This window comes from Cetobacterium sp., assembly GCF_977044495.1.
Map to the genome: position 1 here is coordinate 54,497 of NZ_CDRRQU010000005.1, position 23,715 is coordinate 78,211.

The window sequence follows — 23,715 nt, forward strand, 5'->3', positions numbered from 1 at the left end:
GGAAAAGTGTTTAATATAAAAAAACAATATTTAGGAGCTGGATTAGTTTGTCTAGCTGCAACAATGTGGGGATTTGATGGAATAGTATTGACGCCTAGATTATATCAATTAAATGTAGCATATGTGGTATTTGTATTGCATCTGTTGCCTTTATTAGGAATGAGTATTCTCTTTGGAAAAACTGAGATTGTGAATATAAAAAAATTGAGTAAAGAGGATTTGTTTTTCTATTTTTTAATAGCTTTGTTTGGGGGAACTTTGGGGACTTTATCCATAGTAAAAGCACTATTTTTAGTCAATTTTAGTCATTTGACAGTAGTTACTCTTTTACAGAAGTTACAACCAGTTTTTGCTATAATTCTTGCTAGAATATTGCTGGGTGAAAAAATTGGAAAAAACTTTATATTTTGGGCAGTAGCTGCATTGATGAGTGGGTATTTATTGACATTTCAACTTTCATTACCTCGTTTTGAAGTTGGTAATAATATAGGGTTAGCGAGCACATATGCAATTTTAGCTGCATTCTCTTTTGGTAGTTCCACAGTTTTCAGTAAAAAAATATTGGCACATTCTACATTTAGAACAGCTTTATACACAAGATATTTATTTACGTCAATTATAACTGCTATTATAGTCATATCAAATGGTAATTTGGGTTGGTTCTTAAAAACAACCCCTCACCAATGGATGATTTTTACCATTATAGGGTTAACGACTGGAAGTGGAGCAGTGCTTCTTTATTATATAGGACTTAGATATATAAAGGCAAATATTGCTACTATGTGTGAGTTGTGTTTTCCAGTTTCATCAATAGTGTTCGATTACATTTTTAACGGAAGATTATTGACACCAGTTCAGTTCATAAGTGCTGGGATATTATTGTTTACAATATATAAAATTACAAGAAATCAAAATAATTAAAAAAACGTTGAAAAAAATGTTCTAAAAATATATAATAAGGTTGTAAAAAGTTATATAATAATGAAATTTGGAGGGGTCAAACCGTGGATTGCAATTTTACCTTAGAAGATATATTGAAAGCTAATGAAACTATAAAGGATTCATTAAAAAGAACACCTGTGGTGGAGTGTCCAACTCTTAAAGAAATAACTGGAAATACAGTGTATTTTAAATTAGAAAACCTTCAAAAAACAGGTTCATTTAAGTTAAGAGGGGCTTTAAATAAGATAGCAAGTCTTTCGCCAGAGGAAAGAGAGGCTGGAGTTATTGCTTCTTCAGCAGGAAACCATGCACAAGGAGTAGCATTAGGAGCGGCAGCTCAAGGGATAAAAGCTACAATAGTAATGCCAGCAACAGCTCCTTTAGCAAAAATCGCAGCAACAAAGTCTTATGGTGCGGAAGTAATTTTAGAGGGGGAGGTTTATGATGACGCCTATAGAAAGGCTTGTGAAATCCAAAAAGAAACAGGAGCTACTTTTTTGCATCCCTTTGACGATAAGTTTGTGATGGCAGGTCAAGGAACAATTGGATTGGAGATATTAGAAGATATTCCTGATGTGGATGTTGTTTTAGTTCCAATTGGAGGGGGAGGAATTATTGGTGGTATAGCGAAAGCTATAAAATCATTGAGACCAGAAGCTAAGGTAATAGGAATAGAAGCATTTCATGCAGCTTCAATGGCAGAAGCTGTCGCTATGAAAGAGATTTGTGAAATTTCGACAAAACCAACAATTGCAGACGGAATAGCTGTAAGAAAAGCAGGTTGTGAACCATTTAAAATAGTTCAAGAATGTGTTGATGAAATTGTAACTGTAACAGAGGATGAAATAGCAAAAGCTATATTATTCCTTATGGAAAAAAGTAAAGTTGTAGCAGAGGGAGCGGGAGCTACAACAGTTGCTGCATTATTAGCTGGAAAAATAAATGTTGAAGATCAAAAGATTTGTGCTGTGATATCAGGTGGAAATATCGATATAAATTTGGTGGAAAGAGTATTAAATAAAGCTCTTATTTTAGAAGGAAGAAGATTTGCATTTTCGATAGAACTTTCAGATAAAATTGGAGAGATGGCAAAAGTGGTAACGGCTATATGTGAGATGAATGCAAATATTTTAAGTATAAATCAAACTATGTATAGTCAAAATCTAGGAATAACTTCTCAAGAGGCAACTTTTGTATTAGAATGTTTTGATAAACAGCACCAAGAAAAGGTAAGAGAAAAGTTAACAGGCATGGGTTACAGAATGTACTAAAAAATGGCTATCGCAAGATAGCCATTTTATTATTTTATCTTAATAGTTCTAACCATTTTTCAGTTGTTCTTGGAAAAGTCTCAAGCTGAGTGTCATTAATATAGAATGTTGGAACAACATCAAAATCGAGTTCAGAAACTTCGGCATTTAACTCTTGATGAGCTTTTTTATATTTTCCAGATAGCAAAGCATCAGCAAATTCAAATTTAGGTATCAATAAATTGTTTGCGATTTCAATCAATACTTCAACATTTCCAATGTCTTTATTGTGTAACCAATAAGCTTCAAGAACAGCTCTTACATATTCAATTCCTTTTTCATATTTTTCTGCTACATAGATTCCTTCAAAGGCTAGTGCTGTTCTAGGTTTAGGGTTGGTTGTTGGAAAATTAATTGGTATATTTTCTTCTTTTGCCCAACTGACTATATTTTTTTCAAAGTATTCTTTACTAGCTTCATTAACTACTGGTTGAGGTTTTGGCTCAGGTGAAAGTTCATAGGGAAAAAACCTAAATTCAGGATTCAAATTTTCTTCTTTCAAAGCTTTTTCCAAAATTTTTTCTCCAACATAACAATAAGGACAAACAAAATCTAAAATTATTGATATTTTCATAATCTCCTCCTCAAATAATTACAATTATACAATTACTATTACGAGATATCAATACAAATCCTTTAAAAAAATAAAAAAATATGGATTGGCAAAGTTTTAAAAGGATACTTACATGAGATTATTTAGACGTACTTTATATTTGAAACTATTTCCTTTGACAATTGATTTAGTGTATTCAATAACACTATTTTTTTCGAAAGTATATCTTTCAAGAATCATACCACAATCTCCGGGAACTGCATTTAAAAATAAACTATCATTTTCATTGAGGATACATGGAGAAAAAGATTCTTCAGCATATGAAATGGAAACATTATACTTATTTTTCATAAGATTATATAAGCCATTTGCTTCAATGTCATTTTCGGAAATTTCTTTAAATCTCCATTGTGGGAGATATGTTGTTTCATACATGAGAGCTTCATTATCAGCTAAACGAACTCTATTTAAAATAAAAATTTTTTCATTGGGGTGTATATTTAATTTTGTAGCGACTATATTTCCAGCTTCTTTTAAAATTAAGTTTAGAATTTTATTTCCAGGAATTTTTCCCAATTTAATCATTTCGTCACTAAAAGAATAAAATCCATTCAAATCTTGATTGATTTTATGGCTTGATACAAAGTTTCCTTTCCCATGTATTTTATAGATATCTTTTTGTTTTTCAAGCTCAGATAAAGCTTGTCTAACAGTAGCCCTACTAATATTGAAAGTCTCTGATAATTCTCTTTCAGATGGAATTTTATCACCTTCGTTGTATGTACCAGATTTAATTTGCTCTAGAATTATATTAACTAGCTGTAAATACAGCGGTGTTGCAGAAGATTTATCAATCACTTTAATACCTCCTCGATAAAGTTGAATTTTTTCAAATTATATCAAAGTTATTAGATTTTGTCTTGAAAAAAATAGTTTTAAAATTATTTTTGTATAAAGTACTAATTAGTGAGAAAAATAAAAAAATAAAAGAATAAAAGTAAAATCCGTTATTGACAATGGAGAAAAATGAGGTATACTCTACTAAGAAAAGTGGTACGTACAAAAATTTAAAGAGGGGTGTTTTTTATGCCGGAACCAAATATTGTTTTAGTTAGAATTGATAATAGGTTGATACATGGTCAAGTTGCAACTGCATGGGCACAACATTCAGGAGCTAATCTATTACTAGTTCCAAATGATGATGTAGCACAAAATCCAACGAGACAGAGTCTAATGAATTTAGCTGCTCCAAAGGGAGCACAAACAAGATATTTTTCTATTCAAAAGACTATAGATGTTATTCATAAAGCTGCACCGAGACAGCTTATAGCAATAATAGCAGAAACACCTCAGGATGTCTTGAAATTAGTTGAGGGAGGAGTGCCAATAAAAAAAGTAAATATCGGAAATATGCATATGTCAGAAGGGAAAAAGCAAATATCCAAAGCAGTTTGTGTGGATGAAGATGACATAGCAACATTTAAAAAACTGGCAGAGTTAGGTGTTGAATTGGAAATTCAAAGAGTTCCAACAGAGGGGAAGGAAAATATTTTAGAATTGATAAAATAGGAGGGGTGTAAAATGTTATTGAAAGCTTTTTTAGTAGCTCTCTATGCGGGGTTAGCTGGGATTGACTTATTTGATGGACTGTCACATATTCACAGACCACTAGTGAGTGGATTGATAGTGGGATTGATTCTGGGGGATATGAAAATGGGATTAATCGCAGGAGCAACATTGGAATTAGTTTGGATGGGGGCTGTTCCAGTTGGTGGAGCTCAGCCACCAAACGTGGTTGTAGGAGGTATAATAGGATCAGCATTTGCAATTATGGCAAAGCAAGATCCAACTGTGGCTGTAGGTGTTGCTATTCCATTTGCGGTAGCTGTACAAGCAGGTATAACACTATTATTTACATTCTTTTCTCCACTTATGCATACAGCGGATAAATATGCAGAAAAATGTGATATAAGAGGAATAGATGGAATAAACTATTTAGGAATGGGTATTCTATTTGTTTTCTATTTTACAGTGGTATTTTTACCTATATCAATGGGAGCGGAAGCAGCTCAGGGAATAGTTGCTCTTTTACCACCGTGGTTAATTAAAGGATTTGGAGTGGCTGGGGGTATGATGCCAGCAATCGGTTTCGCTCTTCTGTTAAATATAATGTTTAAAAAAGAATATATAATATTCTTTGCATTAGGGTTTATATTAGCAACATATTTAAATTTACAAGTAATAGCTATTGCGGCAATTGGATTTATAATAGCCGTTTACGATTATCAAAAGAGTAAAAGTATAGCTAAAATGGAGAGAGTATCTTTAGTATCTTCTACAGAGGAGGATTATAGCGATGGAATATAATAACAATGGATATGTTGACAACAGTACAGAAAAAGTTATAACAAGAAAAGATTTAAATCTTATGGTCTGGAGATCATTTTTATTACAAGCATCATTTAACTATGAAAGAATGCAAGCGTGTGGATGGTTATATAGTATGATTCCAGCTTTGAAAAAAATTCATAAGAATAAAGAGGATCTATCTAGATCTATGAAGTTACACATGGAGTTTTTTAATGTACATCCATTTTTAGTAACTTTTGTTCAAGGTATTGTAACGGCAATGGAAGAAAATAAAGAGAGTCAAGAAGCTATACGGGGAATTAAAATTGCTCTGATGGGACCATTAGGTGGAATAGGAGATGCACTGTTTTGGTTTACATTATTACCTATTGCCGCTAGTATAGGAGTTTCATTGTCTTTAGAAGGAAGTATTGCAGGACCTATTATTTTCTTGTTGATATTTAATGCAGTTCATATTTTCCTAAGATTTTTCTTGATGTACTACTCTTATAAAATGGGAGTGGAAGCTATTGAGAAATTGAAAGGAGATACAGAATATGTAACGAAAGGCTCTTTAATACTTGGATTAACAGTTGTAGGAGGACTAATAGCAGCTTTTGTTAGATTGAATATACCATATGTTATAAATATGGGAAGCACAAGTGTAAATATTCAAACAGATGTATTAGATAAAATAATGCCAAATATTTTACCTCTGTTATACACTCTTCTTATGTTTTATCTATTGAAGAAAAAGAAGACACCAATAACATTAATTATGTGGACATTAGCTATTGGAATATTGGGAAGTTTAGCAGGAATACTTTAAAAATGTAGGGAGATGAAAATGTTTAAAATTATAGTGAGTGGTCATGGCGAATTTGCTACCTCTATTGAAAAAACTTTAGAATATATTATAGGGAAACAAGAAAATATAGAGTATATAAATTTTAATAACGGGATGGGAACAAAAGATTTAGAAGAGAGATTTATTCAATGTATCCCTCAGGCGCACAATGAAGGAGTTATTTTTTTAACAGATTTGGCAGGAGGAACTCCTTTTTCTACAGCTGTGACGTTATCTCAAAATATAGATGGTATATATGTTTTGGGAGGGATAAATCTTCCTACAATCTTAGCAGCATTGGAGTACAGAGATGAAGGGAACTTAGAAGATGTGGTTGACGACATAATAAATCATGGAAAAGAATCACTAGTAACTTTTCAAAAACAAGAGTTAAATAATGATTTAGATAATAATGATGGAATATAGAAGTAAAAAGTCTTAGAAATTTTTCTAAGGCTTTTTTTATAAAAATAATTGACAAAATTCAAAAAATTAACTATAATCAAAATAACTGGTATGTACCAGTATAAAAATATTGAGGAGTGGTACATAATGAAGTTTTTTATAGGAATAGACAGTGGTGGAACAAAGACAGGAGTTTCAATAATAGATAAAAATAAAAATGAGGTTTTGAGTTTTCAAAAAGGAACTGGTCACTATTTACAGATTGGTTTTAACGGATTAGAAGAACTGTTAGTATCTGTATTGGATGAAGTTTTAAAAAAGTTGAATATAGATAGGGAGAATATTGGGTATATATTTGCAGGTATTCCAGGATATGGAGAAATAAAAGAGGATCAAAAAATAATTGAAGATATTGTTAAAAAAGTTTGGAGAGGGATAAAATTTCAACTAGGAAATGATATGAAAGCGGGATGGGCGGGAGCATTAGGTTGCAAACCGGGAATAAATATTATAGCTGGAACGGGAGCTATTGGATACGGAATAAATGAACTGGGAGAGGAAACTAGAACGAGTGGTTGGGGACACGCGTGTGGAGATGAGGGATCGGCTTATTGGATTGCCAAAAAAGGAATTGAGGTATTTACAAAACAGGCGGATGGAAGGTATCCAAAAACGCTTTTGTATACAATTATGAGAGAGGAACTGAAGTTAAAAGAAGATTTTGATTTAATAGATTTGATCTATAATCAATACTCTCTTGACAGAGGGAAGATAGCTCAGTTATCAATGATAGTTTATAAAGCTGCAGAAAAAAATGATCCATATAGTTTGGAAATATTTAAGGAAGCCTCAATAGAGATTGGACTTATGATAAAAGCTATTTCCGAAAAAATAGATTTTGTAGAAAGACCTATAAAAGTTTCCTATGTAGGCGGAGTATTTAAAGCTTCAAAATACATTTTTAATAATTTAGAAAATTATTTGACGGATAATAAAGTTGATGTAGTTGTACTTGAACCTAGATATACACCTGTTTATGGGTCAGCACTTTATGCGTTAAAACTATGGGAGGGGAATAGATAAATGAAAGATTTTTATACATTGAATGAGATTGAGCAACAAAAAAGATTATGGTTAGAAACAATTAATTTAGTAAAAGAGAGAAAAAATGAAATAAAGTCATTTTTAGATAGAAATGATTTTAAAAATAGAAAGGTGATTTTTACAGGCGCAGGAACTTCAGAATTTGTGGGAAATAGTGTAGCTCCAGCTCTAGGAGGAAATGTTCTTTCAATAGCTACAACAGATATAGTTTCTAATCCAGAAAATTACTTAAAAAAAGATGAAAAAATTATATTAATCTCATGTGCTCGTTCAGGAAATAGTCCTGAAAGTGTAGCTACGGTTAAATTGGCAGATGAAATTGTAGATGATGTTCGTCATATTTTAATAACTTGTAATAAAAATGGAAAATTAGCAATGAATAAAAAAAGTGATGAAAATTCTCTTGTTTTACTAATGCCAGAGGAATCTAATGATAAAGGATTTGCTATGACAAGTAGTTTCACTTGTATGTCTTTAGCGGGTCTTCTAATATTTAATTTAGAGTGTTTAGAAAAAATAGAGCATATAATGAAAAGTCAGATAGAAAAAATAAAAGATACAGATATGAAAGAATTAATTGATTTATTGATAAAATTAGATATATCAAGAATTGTATATTTGGGAAGTTCGTGTTTAAAAGGGGTGGCTGAAGAAGCTGCATTAAAATGTTTAGAACTAACAGCAGGATGTATGAGTTTACATTACAACTCACCACTTGGATTTAGACATGGTCCAAAATCAATTATAAATGATACAACAATGATTGTAACTTTACTTTCAAATAATAATTATACAAGAAAGTATGAGTTAGATCTATTAAAAGAGATGTATAGTGAAAATAAGAAAAAAGTTTTAGTGACTTTGGATATGAAAAATTCAGACGAAGCTAGAAGGAATTCGCACTATTATTACACATTCAATAGTGATGAAAAAAATATAGAGAATGTATTCAATATGTTTAGCTATATATATTTTGCACAATTATTTGCATTTTATAAATCAAAAAGTTTTGGAATAAATCCAGATAATCCATGTCCAACAGGAGAAGTAAATAGAGTTGTACAAGGTGTTATAATATACGATTATAAGAAGGGGGAATCACAATGTTAGTTTCAACAAATCAAATGTTATTAGATGCACAAAAAGGAGGGTATGCAGTACCAGCTTTTAACATCCATAATTTAGAGACAATTCAAGTGGTAGTAGACACGGCGAATGAGTTAAGGTCGCCAGTTATATTAGCAGCAACACCGAGTACAGTTAAATATGCAGGTCTTGAATACTTGATAAAGATGATAGAAACAGCAAGTAATAAGTATGATATCCCAATTGCTTTCCATTTAGATCACCATGAGGATGTAAATAGTATAAAAGAAGCTATTCTTTTGGGATGTAAGTCGGTTATGATAGATGCTTCTCATCATCCATTTGAAGAGAATGTTAAAATCGTAAAAGAGGTTGTAGATTTTGCTCATAGATATGATGTAAGTGTAGAAGCTGAATTAGGGAAACTGGTAGGACAAGAGGATGACTTAATAGTTGATGAATCACAGTCGGCATATACTGACCCTAAACTAGCTAAAGAATTTGTTGAAAGAACAGGAATAAATTCATTGGCAGTAGCTATAGGAACTGCACATGGATTATATAAAAATGAACCAAAGTTAGATTATGAAAGATTAAAAGAGATAAAAAAATTAGTGGATATACCATTAGTTTTACATGGAGCATCTGGAGTTCCCTTTGATTCTGTTAGAACAACAATAGAAGATGGAATTTGTAAAGTCAATATTGCAACAGAGTTAAAAATACCATTTGCTGAAAGTTTAAAAGAGTTTTTTTTAAAGAATCCAAATGAAAGTGATCCAAGAAAATATTTAATTCCAGCAAAAGAAGCTATGAAAAAGGTCGTTGTGGATAAAATAATTATGTGTAAAAGCGATAATAGAGGATAACTATGATATTGACAATAACTTTAAATCCTGCAATTGATGTTAGATATAAAATAGGAAATTTTGATATAAACGGTGTTTTTAGGGGAAAACCAGCTAAAACTGCTGGTGGAAAGGGACTGAATGTTTCAAGAGTTTTAAGGACACTTGGAGAAGAGGTTGAGGCAAGTGGTTTTTTGGGCGGGAACAGTGGTGATTGGATAAGTGATGAAATAGCGAATATAGGAATTAAAGATAGTTTTATAAAAACAGATGTAGAAACAAGAAGTTGTATAGCCATATTGGGAAATGGTACGCAAACGGAGATATTAGAGATGGGAGAAAAAATATCTGAAAATTTTGTTGAAGAGTTTTTAGAATTTTTTAGAAATAGGTTTGATAGATTTGAAACAATTTGTATTAGTGGTAGTGTTCCAGAAGGAGTACAAGAGGATATATATAAAGTTTTATGTGAAATAGCTGGAAAGAAAAAGGTGATTCTTGATACAAGTGGCAGACTTTTGTTAAAAGGCATTGAAGGTAATCCTTATCTTGTAAAACCGAATAAAGAGGAACTAGAAGGTTTATTGGAGAGAGAACTGATAACTTTTAGAGAAGTTATAGAAGGTGCGAAAGAATTAAAAAATAAAGGATGTAAGAATGTATTGGTTTCGTTAGGAAAAGATGGGGCTATTTTTATTGATGAAAGTGAAAAAGTGTATAAAGTAAGTATACCTAAAATAGATGTAAAAAATTCTGTTGGAAGTGGAGATTCAACAATAGCTGGATTTGCATATGCTATAAATAGAAATAAAACACCCGAAGAGGCTTTAAAGTTAGCAATGGCTTGCGGGATGTCTAACGCAATGATAGATGAAACAGGAAAAATTGATTTGAATGTTGTTGAGGAGTTCTTACCAAAAATAGAAGTAGAAAAATTATAAAGATTATAAAAATAAAAAAGTATCCCTTAAAATCAAATTTAAGGGATACTTTTTCTTTTTTAAATCACTATTCCATAGTTTAAAAAGGTTGTCCAAAAAAATTCCATAATCTTCTTCTGTTAAAGAATAATTTTCAGTACTATTGTCGAATCTATCTAGGCAAGGAATAAATTGTAAATATCTAAATTTTGATTTTTTCTAAAATATGGTATAATCAGACCACATAAATTTTAATTTTAAAGAGATGAAAACTGGGAAAAACTTAATATGAAAGACATGAGTCAGATACTTCCCACGAAGCCCCGCCCTCTATTAGGGCGGTGGTAGTTCACATGATTCACTAAGAAGTACCTCCTAACTATATGTATATTATTATAACATAAGAATACGAAATAAGTGATATTTGATTAATAAAAGTAGATATATTTTATAAAAATATAGTATAATGGTAAGTAAATATAAGGAGTGCAAATAAATATTAAATATGATAAAATAGTTTTATATACAAAATAATAATAGGTGGAGGAAAAAAGTGATAAAAAAATTGATGGCAATATCAATATCATTGATCCTATTTGGATGTGGTAGTGGTAATGGAAAACAAAGTTCTAAGGAAACCTTAGGAAAAAATATTAAAGTATCTGAAATAAAACCAGAGTTGATAACAAAATTAAATATATCAAGTGGAGTGACAGAACCTTTAAATGAAGTTAGAGTTGTAACTAAAACCGGTGGGACGGTAAAGCAGGTAAATTTTAAAAATGGTGATAAGGTAAAGAAAGGTCAAGTCATATTAGTCTTAGAGGATCAAGAGATTCAATCAAGTTATTTAAAAGCTCAAGCAACGTATCTTTCTAATAAGGCAGATTTTGAAATAAAGAAAAAAAATTATGAAAAATTTAAACAACTTTTTGAAAAACAACTGATATCAGAAGATGAGTATCTATTGAAAAAAACTAGTTTTCTTCAGGCAGAAAGTGCCCTAAAGACTTCAGAAGCAACTTACTTGACGGCTAAGAAAGATTATGAAGATTTGGTTGTTAAGGCAAAATTAAATGGAGTAGTGACAGACTTAGAGTTAAAAGCTCACGAAAAAATAGCTCCGAATAGTTATCTGGTAACAGTTGTTGACGATAGTAAAATACTCGTAAAAACAGGAGTATCAGTTCATGAGATAAGCGAATTATCTGTTGGGAATAAAGCAGAGATTGATTTAGAAGGTATTGAAAACAACTATTTTGGAAATGTTTATGAAATAAATCCCGTAGCCAATAAGGACAGTAAAAAATACCAGATAAAGATAGAGATTGATAATCCAGATGGAAAAATAAAAAAAGGGATGTATTCTAAGGTTTTAGTTGAAACAGGGAGTAAAAATGGATATTTAGTACCTAAAAATGCAATAGTAATAAAGGAGCTATATTCATACATTTTTGTAGTGGAAAATGGAGAGGCTAAAAGGATAAAGGTAGAAAGAGGTTATTCAAATGATGACAGGCAAGAGATTATAAGTGATGAACTTTATTCAAATATGAAACTTGTAACAGAGGGACAGTTTTTGCTAGAAGATAGAGATAAAGTTAATATTTTAAATTAGGGGGAACAGATGAATATAGCACAATTTTCAATAAAACGTCCTGTTGTCACTATGATGATAATAATATCAATGGTTATATTAGGAATTTTAACATTAGTTAATTTAAAAACTCAGCTTATGCCAAACTACAATATGCCAATGGCTGCTATAAGAGTAAGTTGGAAAGGAGCTTCTCCAGATGATATGGAGAAGTTGGTAACAAAAGAGATTGAAAAAGGGTTAACGAGTGTTGAAGGAATAAAAAGAATTACAACTAAATCGACTATGGGAAGATCAGTTTTAACAGTAGAATTTGAGTATGGTGTCATTATAGATAATAAAGTAAATGATTTAGTGACAGCAGTAAGTAGAATAAGAAACAGTTTACCAGATGATATTGATGAGCCTGTAATAAGAAAAACTTCATCTGCTGGAGACAGAGTGATGCTTATTGGGTTGAGAGGGACGGATCTTATAAATTTAAAAAGTTTTGCTGACAATGTCATTATTCCAAGGCTTGAAAGAATAGAAGGAGTTGGAAGTGTAAATATCTTTGGAGGACTAGAAAAAGAGATAAGTATAAATATAGATCCTGAGAAGTTAGAAGCATACAATCTTACAGTTACAGATTTATATAGTACACTGAAGAGTGCCAGTTTGAATTTCCCTTCGGGATATATAGTAGAGGGAGACAAAGAGTATTTAGTAAAAGTATCTGGAGAAGCTAAAACTTTAGAGGATATCCAAGAAATAGTTTTGAAAAATTCAAATGGTGACACGTTGTATTTGACAGATGTAGCAGATGTCAATTTAGGGATAAAAGATAGAAGCAGTTACGGTAGGACTGATGGAATCGAAAATATAATAATAAATATAGAGAAAAGTGATGTTGGAAATACTGTTGAAATATCAAAAATAGTGAAGGAGGAGTTGGAAAAAATAGAGCCTCTTTTACCTAAAGGAGCTTCCTTCACTATAAATAGGGATTCCGCTGTAGATATAATTAAATCTATAAATACAGTCGAAAATAATGCTATAACAGGTCTTATTTTGGCAGCAATAATCCTATTTATTTTCTTAAGAGATTGGAGAGCTACTTTAGTTGTAACAGTGGCAATACCAGTTTCAATAATTGCAACATTTGGTTTCTTTGGAGCTAAAGGAATGACACTAAATATAATTTCATTGATGGGATTATCTTTGGGTGTAGGGATGTTAGTGGACAACTCTATAGTTGTTTTGGATAACATTTTTAGGCATTTGACGGAGCTAGGTCAGGATAGAATGGAGGCTTCGGAAAATGGTGCCACGGAAGTTATTGTTCCGATAATAGCTTCAACAGCTACAACAATAGCTGTGTTTATTCCAATCGTTATAAGAGAGGGAAGAGCAAAAGAGATATACAAAGATATGGCTTATTCGATAACATTCTCACTATTGGCTTCGTTAATAATAGCGATAACTTTTGTACCAATGGTATCGAGTAGAATTTTAAAATCTAAAAATACAGTACATGAAGAGGGGAAAATATTAAAGTACATTAAAAGATATTATTCGATAATATTATCTACTTCTTTAAAACATAAAGCTTTAGTTGTTATCGGAATGATAGCGTTATTCATAGGTATTGTTGGATATGGTTCAAGAAATATAGGTGGAGAGTTTATGCCCACAACAGATGATGGTATATATACTATTATAGCTGAACTTCCAAGCGGAATGGAGATAGAAAAAGCGAATAGAATAGCAAAGGAGTTAGAAGCTATTGTAGGAAAAGATCCCCAGACAAAGAAGTTTATATCGTCAGTAGGAAAAGAAGCAGTGTCGATAATTGTGGATATTGGACCCAAAAATGAAAGGGATAAAAAAGTACAACAGATAATGGGAGAAACTAGAAGAAAGGTTTCTCATATACCGGATGTAAAACTTAATTTAGTTCCTAGAATGGCTTTTGGAAGAGGAACAGGAAGAGATATATCATTAATTTTGAAATCAGATGACTTAAATCAATTAAGTTATGCTTCGAGATTAATTTCAGAAAAAATGGCAGAAAATCCAGGATTTACAGATATAAATAACTCTATGGTCAATGGAAATCCAGAAGTGAGAATTCTTTTAGATAGAAAAAAGATGGAATACTATGGTGTAAAAGTTAACGATTTGACACTTTCTGTAAGTTATCAAATTCTTGGAGGAGCTCCAATAAAGATAAAAACAGCTAATGAAGAGGTTGATGTGAGCTTAAGACTTGCTGAAGAATTCAGAAATTCTCCTGAAAAAATTAAAGAGATGAGAATAAAGTCTCAAAATGGTGGAGTTGTAAAGTTAAAAGATATAGCTACTTTTGAAGTAGGTGAAGGAGCGTATGGTATCGAAAAAGAAGATAAGATCACAATGGTAACAATTGATGCAAATACATCAAATGGATTAGATTTGGTAACTGGTCAAAAGTATATAAAAGATATTTTAGATGAGGCAGGGCTACCTAAAACAATTACTTATTCTTTTGGTGGAAGTGGTAGAAATATGGCTGAAGTTAATGACCAATTGAAATTTGCATTCATGGTTGCAATGTTTTTAGTTTATTTTATATTGGCAGCTCAATTTGAATCCTATATATTACCTATTATAGTTATGGGAACAGTTCCTCTTTCAGTAATAGGTGTATACAGTGGACTTCTAATAACAGGACAAAAGACAAATACAATGGTTTTTGTAGGAATTATTATGTTGGCAGGAATAGTTGTGAACAATGCCATAGTTTTAATAGATTATATAAAAATTCTACTGGAGAGAGAAATGCCGTTAAATCAAGCTATACTAGAAGCGGGAAGGACAAGATTGAGACCAATTTTTATGACGACAATGACAACAGTATTTGGAATGATACCGTTATCTTTAGGAATTGGACAAGGAAGTGAAATGTACAAAGGAATGGCAATAACAGTTATATTTGGGTTGATTTTCTCAACATTATTGACATTAATTTTAATTCCAGTACTCTTTTATATCTATGAAGTAGGAAAAAAGAAAATATCAAAGTATATCTAGTATATAGATTTATAAAAAATTGGTTAGAGGGGTATGGTATGAAAAACAAATTTAGATATTTACTTTTGGGAATATTTTCTATTTTTAGTTTTCTAATATGCAGTGCAGCAATGATTGAAAAAGATTTAACTTACAATAAGTATACTTTAAAAGATACCTATAAATACGGAAAAACTACAAGAGAGTTTCAATGGAATAAAATATCTGAATACCTAGATCGATTGGATAGTTTTCAAGGAGAAAATATTAAATTTGGAACATTAAAAAATTATAAAAATATAAATGGGTTACCGCCTGTAGCTAAACAAATTGCCATGGAAAAATATAGTGATGGTTCAAGACCTTCAGTAAAAGATAAATTTGGAAATAGGAGGAGTCAGGGAATACCATTATATATAGAGGGACAGATGGATAGACCAGAGAGATATGCTCCAGATGGGTCTTTGATTTCTATTCAATCAAAAGATTTAGAAAATTACAAAATTAAAGTTGAAAATATAGATGGAGAATGGATAGTTCCAATTAGGTATGTGGAAGAGATAGGGGCAGAAAGTTTTCCAAGAGTCGTAGTTGTGGATAGAAAAAATCAAAATATAGCTACTTTGGAGAAAGTTGGAGAAGTTTGGAAAGTAAGAAGTATGAATCCAGCTTCAACAGGACTTGATAGACCACCGTATCAGCTCCCAACACCTTTAGGTGTATTTGTAGTTCAAGGAAAGAAATCTAAAATGGAGTATTTGAAAGATGGTAGTTCTACAGAGATTGATGGATATGCACCATATGCAAGTAGATTTTCAGGTGGGGGATATATTCATGGTGTTCCAGTTAATTTACCGGGAACAGAGATGATAGAATACACACCGACTCTAGGAACAACTCCAAGATCCCATATGTGTGTTAGAAACGCAACGTCTCATGCTAAATATGTCTATGAATGGGCACAGACAAATAAAGGGTTAGTTATAGTAATTGAATAAAGGACATAAATAGAGTCAAGGATGTAAAATTCTTGACTTTTTTTGTGTAAAATGATAGAATGAAATGGGTTTTATTAGGAAAAATATTGAAATGGGAGGTTTTTGTGTTAGGGAAAAAGTATTTAATGTTAGCTCTTATTTTAGGATCGTTATCGACAACAGCATTTGGTTTTGCATTAAAGAATCCTACAAAACCGGAGTTAAAATCATCAAAGTTAGTGTCAGAGGATAGTGAAAGAAAAATATATGAAGAGATTGGATTAAGTGGAAAGTTAAATTATGAAATTTTTAAAACCGCTCTTATAGGTTATAATAAAATTGATGGTAGAAAAAAGGAGTTATTGACAATAATAGATTATTCAAAGCCATCAACAGAAGAAAGATTTTTTGTAATCGATATGAATAAGAAGGAGTTACTTGTACATTCGCACGTATCTCATGGTAAAAATAGTGGAGGGAATATAGCGACTTCATTCTCAAATAAGATGAGCTCAAATAAGAGTTCTCTAGGATTTTTTTTAACTGAAAATACTTATATGGGAGGAAATGGTTATTCACTAGTTTTAAATGGCTTAGAAAAAGGGATAAATGATAAAGCGAAGGATAGATATATTGTAATTCATGGAGCGGACTATGCAAATCCTAAAATTGCTAAATCTCAAGGAAGATTGGGAAGAAGTTTAGGATGTCCTGCACTTCCAAGAGATATTTCTAAAAAAGCTATCGATATGATAAAAAATGGATCGGTTCTATTTGTATATGGAAACGACGCAAACTACTTGGAGAGAAGTAATTATGTATAAAAAGCAGCTGAACTAATTCAGCTGCTTTTATTATATAGATTTTGATGCTTAATATGAATGTCCATTTGTGGGAATGGTATAACAATGTTGAGTGAATCGAATGCAGGTTTGATATTTTTTAAAATAGTAAAATATGTACTCCAATAGACTTCATTTTTAGTCCAAACTTTTAATGCGATATCAATAGAGCTACTGTTATATTTTTCTATATTTATAAAAGGGGCTGGAGTTTTTAATATATTTTCGTTATTTTTAACTAAATCATTTAAAATTTGAAAAACTTGATCAATATTTGTATCATATGCTACGGATACCACGACTTTCATTCTTCTATTTGGTGTTTTTGAATAGTTAATAACTTGATTATTTATAATATTTCCATTTGGTATAGTAACAATGTCATCATTAAAAGTGACGATAGTAGTGGAGAAGACATCAATAGATGAAATAATGCCATAGTTACCAATTATTTCTACTTCATCATCAACAGAATAAGTTTTAAAAACTAAAATGATTAATCCACCAACAAAATTTGAAAGATTGTCTTTTAAAGCTAATCCTATACCTATTCCAATACTTCCAAGAAAAGCTATTAGAGACGTATGTTGAAATCCAATTATAAGTAGTGAAATAATAATAAGTATAATAATGGAACCGGTATCGATAATTGAAGATAAAAAGGTTTTAAAAGAAGAATCGATTGCCTTAAACGCATGAGTTTTATAGTATCTAGATAGAAAACTCTTTACAAGTTTTCGACCGACTATAAAAAATAATAAGGCAATGGTGAATCGAAAAAGAAATATAATTAAGCTATTTGTTAAATTTACTAAAAATTCTTCGTTTGTAAAAGTATATATAACTTGTGCTAAAAATTTTTTATCGTGTTCTACCATAAAAATCACCTCTGTAATAGTTAATTCTCAAAAAAAATAAATTTCCTTTTATATTTAATGGATATAATGTTATAGTGAACTACACCCTACTTAGAATGTCTCGTTCTTGAAGTGAGAGCTTCTAAAAATACGACTGCATTTAAAAGAACTTAATTTATTAGAAGTTTGAATTAATAATATATAAAAGAGAATACACCAATGTGGATTGATAGTTTTATTTTCAGTTTTTTTATGATGTTGTAGGATAAAAAGATAACTTAATAATATTTGTTGGAGGAGTAAAAAATGAAAATTCAAGTTAGATTGGCGACAATTAAAGATGCTCAAGTAATTTATGATTTATTATTTCAATCTTCTGATGAAACAAATTTTTTAGCGGTAGATTCAAAAGAAAGGTTAGAAGAAGAGAAATAATATTGAAAGGATGAAAAGATATTTTCTTCAAAATGGTTTATTACTCTGTATAAATGTAAAGGGGGAGATTAATGAAAAAAATGACAATAGGAATTTTTGCTCCATCAAGTCCTGCTCATATTTTATTTGCATCAAAATATAAATATGCTAAATCTAGGTTATTAGAATTGGGATTTAATGTAAAAGAGGGAAATTTAATTCAAAATGAAAACTTTCAAGGATATCGAACTGCCTCTGGAAAAGAGAGAGCTAATGAATTAATGAATTTAATTTTAGATGAAGATATTGATATTTTAATGCCTGTTATTGGAGGTTATAATAGTGCCAGTTTACTTCCATACTTAGATTTTGACAAAATAAAAAATATTAAGAAGATTCTTTGTGGATATAGTGATATAACAGCTCTTCAAATGGCATTTTTAGAGAAAACAAATTTTTCTATTATATATGGAGCATCACTAATCCCAACTTTTGGTGAATATCATTCTAAAAATATATTTGGAGAAAGTAGTTTTTTTCAGGCTTTAATTGAGAATAGTTATGATTTAATACCTCCTGAAAAATGGTCTAATCAACTTCTAAATGCTTTAACTGAAGAGTGGAAAAATGAGAGGTTATATGAAAAAAATGATGATTGGAAAATTTTAAATGAAGGGGAAGCAAGAGGACGAGTTATCGTTGCAAATATAGAAACGTTTGTTACACTTTTTGGAAGTGATTTTATTCCCGATTTAAAAAATTGTATTCTGGTTTTAGAGGATCAAGATGCTACTATAACTTTAGAGGAAAGAAGTCTAAATGCTTTAAAACTTTATAAAATTTTTGATAATTTAAAAGGTTTAATTTTTAGTAAACCAGAAATATACAACAATAAAAATTCAGGTTTGAAATATGAGGAGCTTATAGATGAGATTGTTGGTAAAAGAGATTATCCTATAATTTATAATTTTGATTGTGGACATACAATTCCTAGTATATGTATTCCTCAAAATGCTATAATGAATTTAGTAGCAAAAAATGGCGAGGTTAAGATTAAAATAGAAAAGAACTATTGAGAAAAATATTTTTGATGAGATTAATCAAAAAAAATTAAAACTAGATGAATTAAGAACAGTGTTAGAAGGAACAAGTAAAAAGTTTAAGAAAACATTTAGAGGCTTTTTAAAAGGTAGGGTATCATGTAGTTCTAGATAAAGCACATACGACAGGAGAGAATTTTGATTTTGTTTCTTTAGTTATGAGAGAAACGAATGAGATGTTAGATTGCTATATATCTTTGCAATAATAAATTTTTAAATATAAAAAGCTTGATTCTCTAATGGAAATCAAGCTTTTTATATTTAAATTATATACTTTAAATTAAAATAAATTTATAAAAGGAAATTTAGAAATTACAAGAATAAACAACCTAGAAAGGGGGGGAATAGGACTATTAGTTTTCAGAGAGTGCAATTAACTTGGGGTAAATCTACAAGAATTTGAGAAAAGTTTTTAATAGTTAAAGGTGAAGATGAAAAATATAGTAGGTAGTTAATTGTTGGTTAATAAAAGGAGGGGATAATCTATGAAAAGTTATATTATGGGTGTGGTTATTTTAATAGTGGCGTATTTAACTTATGGAAAATATTTAGAAAGGAATTTTGCTATAGATGATAGAGAGACACCAGCATTAGCAAAAGCTGACGGAGTAGACTTTGTACAGATGAACTGGATTAAAAGTTTTTTGGTTCAATTTTTAAATATAGCTGGACTTGGACCAATTACTGGAGCTGTGGCAGGTGCCATGTGGGGGAGCTCATCTTTTTTGTGGATTGTATTTGGAACTATTTTTGCAGGAGCAGTTCATGATTATTATACAGGAATGATTTCCATGAGAAATAATGGCGAAAATATGCAAGAGTTGATTGGAAAATATCTAGGAAATAAAGCAAAAGTCTTTGCCAAATATTTTTTAGTTCTACTTTTAGTTATTGTTGGAGTTGCATTCATAACAGGTCCAGCAGAGATTTTACAATCATTTACAGGAGTTAATAAAGAACTATGGTTAGTATTAATTGTAGGGTATTATATAGTAGCAACACTACTACCTATTGATAAAATTATAGGAAGGGTGTATCCATTATTTGCGGGAGCTTTAGTTTTAATGATGTTTTTATTGATTGGAGCAATGTTAGTAAAAGGTGTAAAAATACCAGAGATAACTTTTGGAAACTTGCATCCTAAAAAACTTCCAATATTTCCATATATGTTTGTTGTCATTTCCTGTGGAGCAATATCTGGATTTCATTCAACACAATCTGTGTTGGTAGCAAGATGTCTAAAGTGTGAAAAAGACGGAAGAAAATCATTTATGGCAGCTATGTATTTAGAGGGATTTGTAGCTTTAACATGGGCGGCAATCTCTTTAGGTTTTTTTAATGGTGTAGAAGGATTAGCTGTTAGTGGAGGAGGAATGGTAGCTGTTAGCAAAATGATAACAGGACTTTTAGGTAAATATGGATTGTTGTTCACATTGTTTGGGTTAATTGCTCTACCAATCACAACTGGAGATACAGCTTTTAGAAGTGCAAGAGTTACAATTGCAGAGGTTTTAAATTATAATCAAAGTTCACTAAAAAATAGATTGTTAGTTGCAATCCCTCTATTTTTGCTAGCTGGTTTCTTATCACAAATTGGATTCAATACTCTTTGGAGATATGTTGCATCTACAAATCAGCTTTTAGCAACATTGGGATTATGGACATGTACGTATTATCTTATAGAAAAAAGAAAAAATTATTGGATAGCTGGAATTCCTGCGGCTTTCATGACAGGTATGATTACTTGTTATTTTTTAGCAGCACCTGAAGGATTAAGATTAGAAAATATGTATATTGTATATAGTATAGGGGCTTTAAGTTTTGTATTAGCACTAGTAGCTATTGGAATAAAAAATATCAAGGTAAATAAAGAGATAAGCGAGATGAGTATGTAAAAAGAAAAAAATTTAAAATTACAATTTGTTTTTTACTATGCTATAATAGTTCATATCATATCAAAAATTGGAGGAAAAAAATGAAAAAAGTACTATTAATGATTTTTTGTGTATCACAATTAGCTTTAGCTTATAAAGCGAAATCAGAGGATTTATCTAAATATTCAATAGAGAACTATACTCCTCAAATTCAAAAAGCAATAGAAAATACCGGGATTACTTACGATAAGCTGGGAGAAATCTACGAAGCACCGAACTTAGGATATTATAATTTTACTCCAATTGAAAAAGGAGGGAAAATAGTTGCTTACGTTGGATTAACACATATTAAATCGTATAATAAGCATGAGGCACTAATAACAATCATTTCACCAGAAGGGAAATTATTAGGATTCTCTTTGCCAGATGCAAATGCGAAGCATCCAAATGTAAATGAAAAAGAGTGGATAGATAAATATGTTGGAAAAACTGGAGAAGAGCTACCAGTTGATTCTTTAGCAGGATCAACATTCCATGCAAATAGTGTAAATGGGGAGCTTAGAAATACTCTTAGAGCTTTTGAAGCCAACAAGGAAACATTTAAAAAATAAAAAAAGCCCATCAGGGCTTTTTTATTTTGAAAAATCTTCACCTATTTTCCAACACTCTCCTACTTTATCTCCTAATTTATAGTAAGATTTAGTAGACATTTCAAAAAGAATAGGTTTTAAAATATCGTAATTAATATTTCCTTTAGAATTCAAAATCTCAGATTTTATATGTGTATGTCGAACTTTTAAAATATATTGATTATGTTCTTTTGTTTCGTAGTTGTCAGTCACTTCACATTCCATTACAACAGGAGATTGATTTATCATAGGAACATTTCTAATTCCCATAGTGTAATCAAAAACATTCGATTTATCGACCTTTCGTCCGCTAACAATTCCAACAAAATCAGTAGCTTTAAGGATATCTTCTGTAACAATATTAACAGAAACTGCAAATTTATCCTTGATAATTTCGTTGCTAAAATGAGTTTTTTTGATGCTTAACATAATAGAGTCAGTACCAATAATTCCAACATGAGCAATATTAATCCAATTGACTTTTTCGTATTCATCAATCATACCAACAACAACTGTAGGAGTAGGGTATAAAGCTACAAGGGGTCCTAAATTTTTCCACATAAAAAATCACCTCTTTAAAATTTATTTTTGTAATCTTTCTTTTGGTTTGTATGTTTCAAAAAATTCTTTGTTAGCTATTCTGTATACTTCAGAATAATCAAGAGGAGAAATCAAAAAATCCCCTTTCTTAACAATCATTTTTTCTCCCCAAGGTGCTAAAATGAAGAAGTCATCTTCATTTTTAATTTTTACAACTTTAATCTCTCCAATAGGTTTAAAAAAACTCCAAATTTTATTTTCTTTTTTTAAAAAAGTGTATCTCTTTTCAAACTTTTCTTTTGTTACGATATATTCTTCCTTAGCGTCAGTTGTATTTTTAACAATATAGCTAGGAACAGTAACTTTATTTGTTGTTTCTAAGCCATCTTTTGTGAAAGTTTTTATAGTTTCTCCAATTTGTCCCTCTCTGGCTAGAATTGGTTTGAACTTTTCATAAGTGCTACTCTTTTTAAGTAAAGGCATAAGTTGCTCTTTTAATTTTTCTTGAGTTATGGGTGATGAGTTAGCATAAAGTAGATTACTAAGTAAGAATCCTGTAAGTATTAGTTTTTTCATAAATCCTCCAAATTATTTATTCTCATTTAAAAGTTCGTTTATATAAGCTAATCGTATTTTAGATTGATTATCTAAATTTTTACTCATAGAAGTCAAGATAAATTCTATCAGTGCTTGGGTTGAAATAATTGAATTAAAATAGCTGATACCTCTGATATCTGTAAATACAGTAATATCTCCACTGTTAGCAATAGGTGAAGTAGATTTATCAGTAATAACAATAACTTTTGCTTCAGCTTTTTTTGCAATTTCAATCAATAGAGAGTAAGTTTTAGAATATTTAGGATGAGCAATCAAAAATAAACAATCATTCTTCTGGATATCGACTATATTTTTTATAAGTTCAGAATTATTTTGGCTATGAGTAATAACATTTTGCAAAATAAATCCCAAACGTAAACCAAAAAATGATGCTACTCCAGAGACACTTTTAAAACCTATAATATATTTTTTATTGGATTTAAAAAGTATATCAATTATTTTTGAGATTTTATCATAAGAGTTTATATTTATTGTTTCTTCAATATTTTTAAAGATTGAATTAGTAAATGTTTCAATTAGATCATTTTTTTTTAAGAGGTTTTCATTTAATCTTAATTTTTCAGATGGAGTAAGAATTTTATCACTCACTTGTTGTTTTAAGCTATCTTTAAACTCTTTGAAATTACTAAAACCTAGGGATTTGACAAATCTAATCACTGAGGTATCACTCACTTGTAGTTCTGTTGCTATGTCGCTAGATGTTAAAAAATATATTCTATTTTCATTATGGAGAAAGAAATCTGCAATAATAGTTTCAGTTTTTGTTAAACTTTTATTTGCGATTCTTTTTTGTAAAGAATCAATCATAATAAGCTCCTTAAAAAATTATTTATAACATAGCTTACCATATTTTTTCAAATATATAAATATAAA

The 23,715-nt window shown here is 30.5% G+C and carries 24 protein-coding genes; 18 read left to right on the forward strand and 6 right to left on the reverse strand.

The genetic code is table 11. The features are described 5' to 3' along the window. The first annotated feature begins 15 nt into the window (after positions 1-15). Entirely contained in the window at positions 16-921 is a 906-nt protein-coding gene (locus tag ACWI69_RS02290; protein ID WP_448820269.1) for a DMT family transporter, read from the forward strand. 83 nt (positions 922-1,004) lie between these two features. Continuing rightward, positions 1,005-2,213, forward strand: a complete 1,209-nt coding sequence (ilvA, locus tag ACWI69_RS02295) for a threonine ammonia-lyase (protein ID WP_448820238.1) — start codon at positions 1,005-1,007, stop codon at positions 2,211-2,213. Positions 2,214-2,247: 34 nt separating this feature from the next. On the opposite strand, the gene ACWI69_RS02300 is transcribed toward ilvA, so the two are convergent. Then, positions 2,248-2,826: a DsbA family oxidoreductase gene (locus ACWI69_RS02300; RefSeq protein ID WP_448820239.1), complete on the reverse strand. Its 579-nt coding sequence runs from the start codon at positions 2,824-2,826 to the stop codon at positions 2,248-2,250. 108 nt (positions 2,827-2,934) lie between these two features. Further along, positions 2,935-3,663: a GntR family transcriptional regulator gene (locus ACWI69_RS02305; protein WP_448820240.1), complete on the reverse strand. Its 729-nt coding sequence runs from the start codon at positions 3,661-3,663 to the stop codon at positions 2,935-2,937. 228 nt (positions 3,664-3,891) lie between these two features. On the opposite strand from ACWI69_RS02305, the gene agaV reads away from it, so the two are divergent. The 12 genes from agaV to ACWI69_RS02365 all read left to right on the forward strand — a co-directional run bounded on the left by agaV (position 3,892) and on the right by ACWI69_RS02365 (position 16,792). Beyond that, positions 3,892-4,374 (forward strand): PTS N-acetylgalactosamine transporter subunit IIB, encoded by a 483-nt coding sequence (agaV, locus tag ACWI69_RS02310; protein WP_448820241.1) that lies wholly within the window; start codon positions 3,892-3,894, stop codon positions 4,372-4,374. A 12-nt stretch (positions 4,375-4,386) separates the two neighbouring features. Beyond that, entirely contained in the window at positions 4,387-5,172 is a 786-nt protein-coding gene (agaW, locus tag ACWI69_RS02315; RefSeq protein ID WP_448820242.1) for a PTS N-acetylgalactosamine transporter subunit IIC, read from the forward strand. Next, entirely contained in the window at positions 5,162-5,983 is an 822-nt protein-coding gene (locus ACWI69_RS02320; protein WP_448820243.1) for a PTS system mannose/fructose/sorbose family transporter subunit IID, read from the forward strand. The genes agaW and ACWI69_RS02320 overlap by 11 nt, the downstream gene beginning before the upstream one ends. A gap of 18 nt (positions 5,984-6,001) precedes the next feature. Continuing rightward, entirely contained in the window at positions 6,002-6,427 is a 426-nt protein-coding gene (locus ACWI69_RS02325) for a PTS sugar transporter subunit IIA domain-containing protein (protein ID WP_448820244.1), read from the forward strand. Positions 6,428-6,553: 126 nt separating this feature from the next. Further along, positions 6,554-7,489 (forward strand): N-acetylglucosamine kinase, encoded by a 936-nt coding sequence (locus tag ACWI69_RS02330; RefSeq protein WP_448820245.1) that lies wholly within the window; start codon positions 6,554-6,556, stop codon positions 7,487-7,489. Continuing rightward, positions 7,490-8,620, forward strand: coding sequence for an SIS domain-containing protein (locus ACWI69_RS02335; protein WP_448820246.1), 1,131 nt, complete (start codon positions 7,490-7,492; stop codon positions 8,618-8,620). After that, complete coding sequence (locus ACWI69_RS02340; RefSeq protein WP_448820247.1) at positions 8,614-9,465, forward strand: tagatose bisphosphate family class II aldolase; 852 nt, start codon at positions 8,614-8,616, stop codon at positions 9,463-9,465. The genes ACWI69_RS02335 and ACWI69_RS02340 overlap by 7 nt, the downstream gene beginning before the upstream one ends. 2 nt (positions 9,466-9,467) lie before the next feature. Beyond that, positions 9,468-10,385, forward strand: coding sequence for a 1-phosphofructokinase (gene pfkB / locus ACWI69_RS02345; protein WP_448820248.1), 918 nt, complete (start codon positions 9,468-9,470; stop codon positions 10,383-10,385). A gap of 532 nt (positions 10,386-10,917) precedes the next feature. Then, positions 10,918-11,982 carry an efflux RND transporter periplasmic adaptor subunit gene (locus ACWI69_RS02350; RefSeq protein WP_448820249.1) on the forward strand — a complete coding sequence of 355 codons (1,065 nt, stop codon included), beginning with the start codon at positions 10,918-10,920 and terminating at the stop codon, positions 11,980-11,982. 9 nt (positions 11,983-11,991) lie between these two features. Next, complete coding sequence (locus ACWI69_RS02355) at positions 11,992-15,012, forward strand: efflux RND transporter permease subunit (RefSeq protein ID WP_448820250.1); 3,021 nt, start codon at positions 11,992-11,994, stop codon at positions 15,010-15,012. Between the two features lie 38 nt (positions 15,013-15,050). Beyond that, a complete protein-coding gene (locus ACWI69_RS02360; RefSeq protein WP_448820251.1) occupies positions 15,051-15,989 on the forward strand; it encodes a L,D-transpeptidase in 939 nt (312 codons plus the stop codon). 104 nt (positions 15,990-16,093) lie between these two features. Beyond that, positions 16,094-16,792, forward strand: a complete 699-nt coding sequence (locus ACWI69_RS02365) for a murein L,D-transpeptidase catalytic domain family protein (RefSeq protein WP_448820252.1) — start codon at positions 16,094-16,096, stop codon at positions 16,790-16,792. A 17-nt stretch (positions 16,793-16,809) separates the two neighbouring features. On the opposite strand, the gene ACWI69_RS02370 is transcribed toward ACWI69_RS02365, so the two are convergent. After that, on the reverse strand, positions 16,810-17,688 hold the full coding sequence (locus ACWI69_RS02370; protein WP_448820253.1) for a mechanosensitive ion channel family protein: 879 nt from the start codon (positions 17,686-17,688) through the stop codon (positions 16,810-16,812). 285 nt (positions 17,689-17,973) lie between these two features. Here ACWI69_RS02370 and ACWI69_RS02375 point away from each other — a divergent pair, with 285 nt between their 5' ends. From ACWI69_RS02375 to ACWI69_RS02390, 4 genes are all read left to right on the forward strand, one after another. Then, complete coding sequence (locus ACWI69_RS02375) at positions 17,974-18,102, forward strand: hypothetical protein (protein ID WP_448820254.1); 129 nt, start codon at positions 17,974-17,976, stop codon at positions 18,100-18,102. A gap of 71 nt (positions 18,103-18,173) precedes the next feature. Next, complete coding sequence (locus ACWI69_RS02380; protein WP_448820255.1) at positions 18,174-19,157, forward strand: S66 family peptidase; 984 nt, start codon at positions 18,174-18,176, stop codon at positions 19,155-19,157. A gap of 509 nt (positions 19,158-19,666) precedes the next feature. Beyond that, a complete protein-coding gene (locus ACWI69_RS02385; protein ID WP_448820256.1) occupies positions 19,667-21,076 on the forward strand; it encodes a carbon starvation CstA family protein in 1,410 nt (469 codons plus the stop codon). An 80-nt stretch (positions 21,077-21,156) separates the two neighbouring features. Further along, positions 21,157-21,666, forward strand: coding sequence for a hypothetical protein (locus ACWI69_RS02390; RefSeq protein ID WP_448820257.1), 510 nt, complete (start codon positions 21,157-21,159; stop codon positions 21,664-21,666). 21 nt (positions 21,667-21,687) lie between these two features. On the opposite strand, the gene ACWI69_RS02395 is transcribed toward ACWI69_RS02390, so the two are convergent. Genes ACWI69_RS02395 through ACWI69_RS02405 form a run of 3 tightly spaced genes read right to left on the reverse strand, consistent with a single transcriptional unit; the run spans position 21,688 to position 23,649 of the window. Next, the gene (locus tag ACWI69_RS02395) at positions 21,688-22,245 is read right to left on the reverse strand and encodes a flavin reductase family protein (RefSeq protein ID WP_448820258.1); all 558 of its coding nucleotides are present in this window, start codon (positions 22,243-22,245) and stop codon (positions 21,688-21,690) included. A gap of 21 nt (positions 22,246-22,266) precedes the next feature. Next, positions 22,267-22,800, reverse strand: coding sequence for a hypothetical protein (locus ACWI69_RS02400; RefSeq protein ID WP_448820259.1), 534 nt, complete (start codon positions 22,798-22,800; stop codon positions 22,267-22,269). 12 nt (positions 22,801-22,812) lie between these two features. Then, positions 22,813-23,649: a MurR/RpiR family transcriptional regulator gene (locus ACWI69_RS02405; protein ID WP_448820260.1), complete on the reverse strand. Its 837-nt coding sequence runs from the start codon at positions 23,647-23,649 to the stop codon at positions 22,813-22,815. Between the last annotated feature and the right edge of the window lie 66 nt (positions 23,650-23,715).

Bases quoted from the DNA above. Each gene is read 5' to 3' on its own strand.
- ACWI69_RS02300 (WP_448820239.1), bottom strand. From the start codon at position 2,826: ATGAAAATATCAATAATTTTAGATTTTGTTTGTCCTTATTGTTATGTT.
- agaV (WP_448820241.1), top strand. From the start codon at position 3,892: ATGCCGGAACCAAATATTGTTTTAGTTAGAATTGATAATAGGTTGATA.
- agaW (WP_448820242.1), top strand. From the start codon at position 4,387: ATGTTATTGAAAGCTTTTTTAGTAGCTCTCTATGCGGGGTTAGCTGGG.
- ACWI69_RS02320 (WP_448820243.1), top strand. From the start codon at position 5,162: ATGGAATATAATAACAATGGATATGTTGACAACAGTACAGAAAAAGTT.
- ACWI69_RS02325 (WP_448820244.1), top strand. From the start codon at position 6,002: ATGTTTAAAATTATAGTGAGTGGTCATGGCGAATTTGCTACCTCTATT.
- ACWI69_RS02330 (WP_448820245.1), top strand. From the start codon at position 6,554: ATGAAGTTTTTTATAGGAATAGACAGTGGTGGAACAAAGACAGGAGTT.
- ACWI69_RS02335 (WP_448820246.1), top strand. From the start codon at position 7,490: ATGAAAGATTTTTATACATTGAATGAGATTGAGCAACAAAAAAGATTA.
- ACWI69_RS02340 (WP_448820247.1), top strand. From the start codon at position 8,614: ATGTTAGTTTCAACAAATCAAATGTTATTAGATGCACAAAAAGGAGGG.
- pfkB (WP_448820248.1), top strand. From the start codon at position 9,468: ATGATATTGACAATAACTTTAAATCCTGCAATTGATGTTAGATATAAA.
- ACWI69_RS02355 (WP_448820250.1), top strand. From the start codon at position 11,992: ATGAATATAGCACAATTTTCAATAAAACGTCCTGTTGTCACTATGATG.
- ACWI69_RS02360 (WP_448820251.1), top strand. From the start codon at position 15,051: ATGAAAAACAAATTTAGATATTTACTTTTGGGAATATTTTCTATTTTT.
- ACWI69_RS02370 (WP_448820253.1), bottom strand. From the start codon at position 17,688: ATGGTAGAACACGATAAAAAATTTTTAGCACAAGTTATATATACTTTT.
- ACWI69_RS02375 (WP_448820254.1), top strand. From the start codon at position 17,974: ATGAAAATTCAAGTTAGATTGGCGACAATTAAAGATGCTCAAGTAATT.
- ACWI69_RS02380 (WP_448820255.1), top strand. From the start codon at position 18,174: ATGAAAAAAATGACAATAGGAATTTTTGCTCCATCAAGTCCTGCTCAT.
- ACWI69_RS02385 (WP_448820256.1), top strand. From the start codon at position 19,667: ATGAAAAGTTATATTATGGGTGTGGTTATTTTAATAGTGGCGTATTTA.
- ACWI69_RS02390 (WP_448820257.1), top strand. From the start codon at position 21,157: ATGAAAAAAGTACTATTAATGATTTTTTGTGTATCACAATTAGCTTTA.
- ACWI69_RS02395 (WP_448820258.1), bottom strand. From the start codon at position 22,245: ATGTGGAAAAATTTAGGACCCCTTGTAGCTTTATACCCTACTCCTACA.
- ACWI69_RS02400 (WP_448820259.1), bottom strand. From the start codon at position 22,800: ATGAAAAAACTAATACTTACAGGATTCTTACTTAGTAATCTACTTTAT.
- ACWI69_RS02405 (WP_448820260.1), bottom strand. From the start codon at position 23,649: ATGATTGATTCTTTACAAAAAAGAATCGCAAATAAAAGTTTAACAAAA.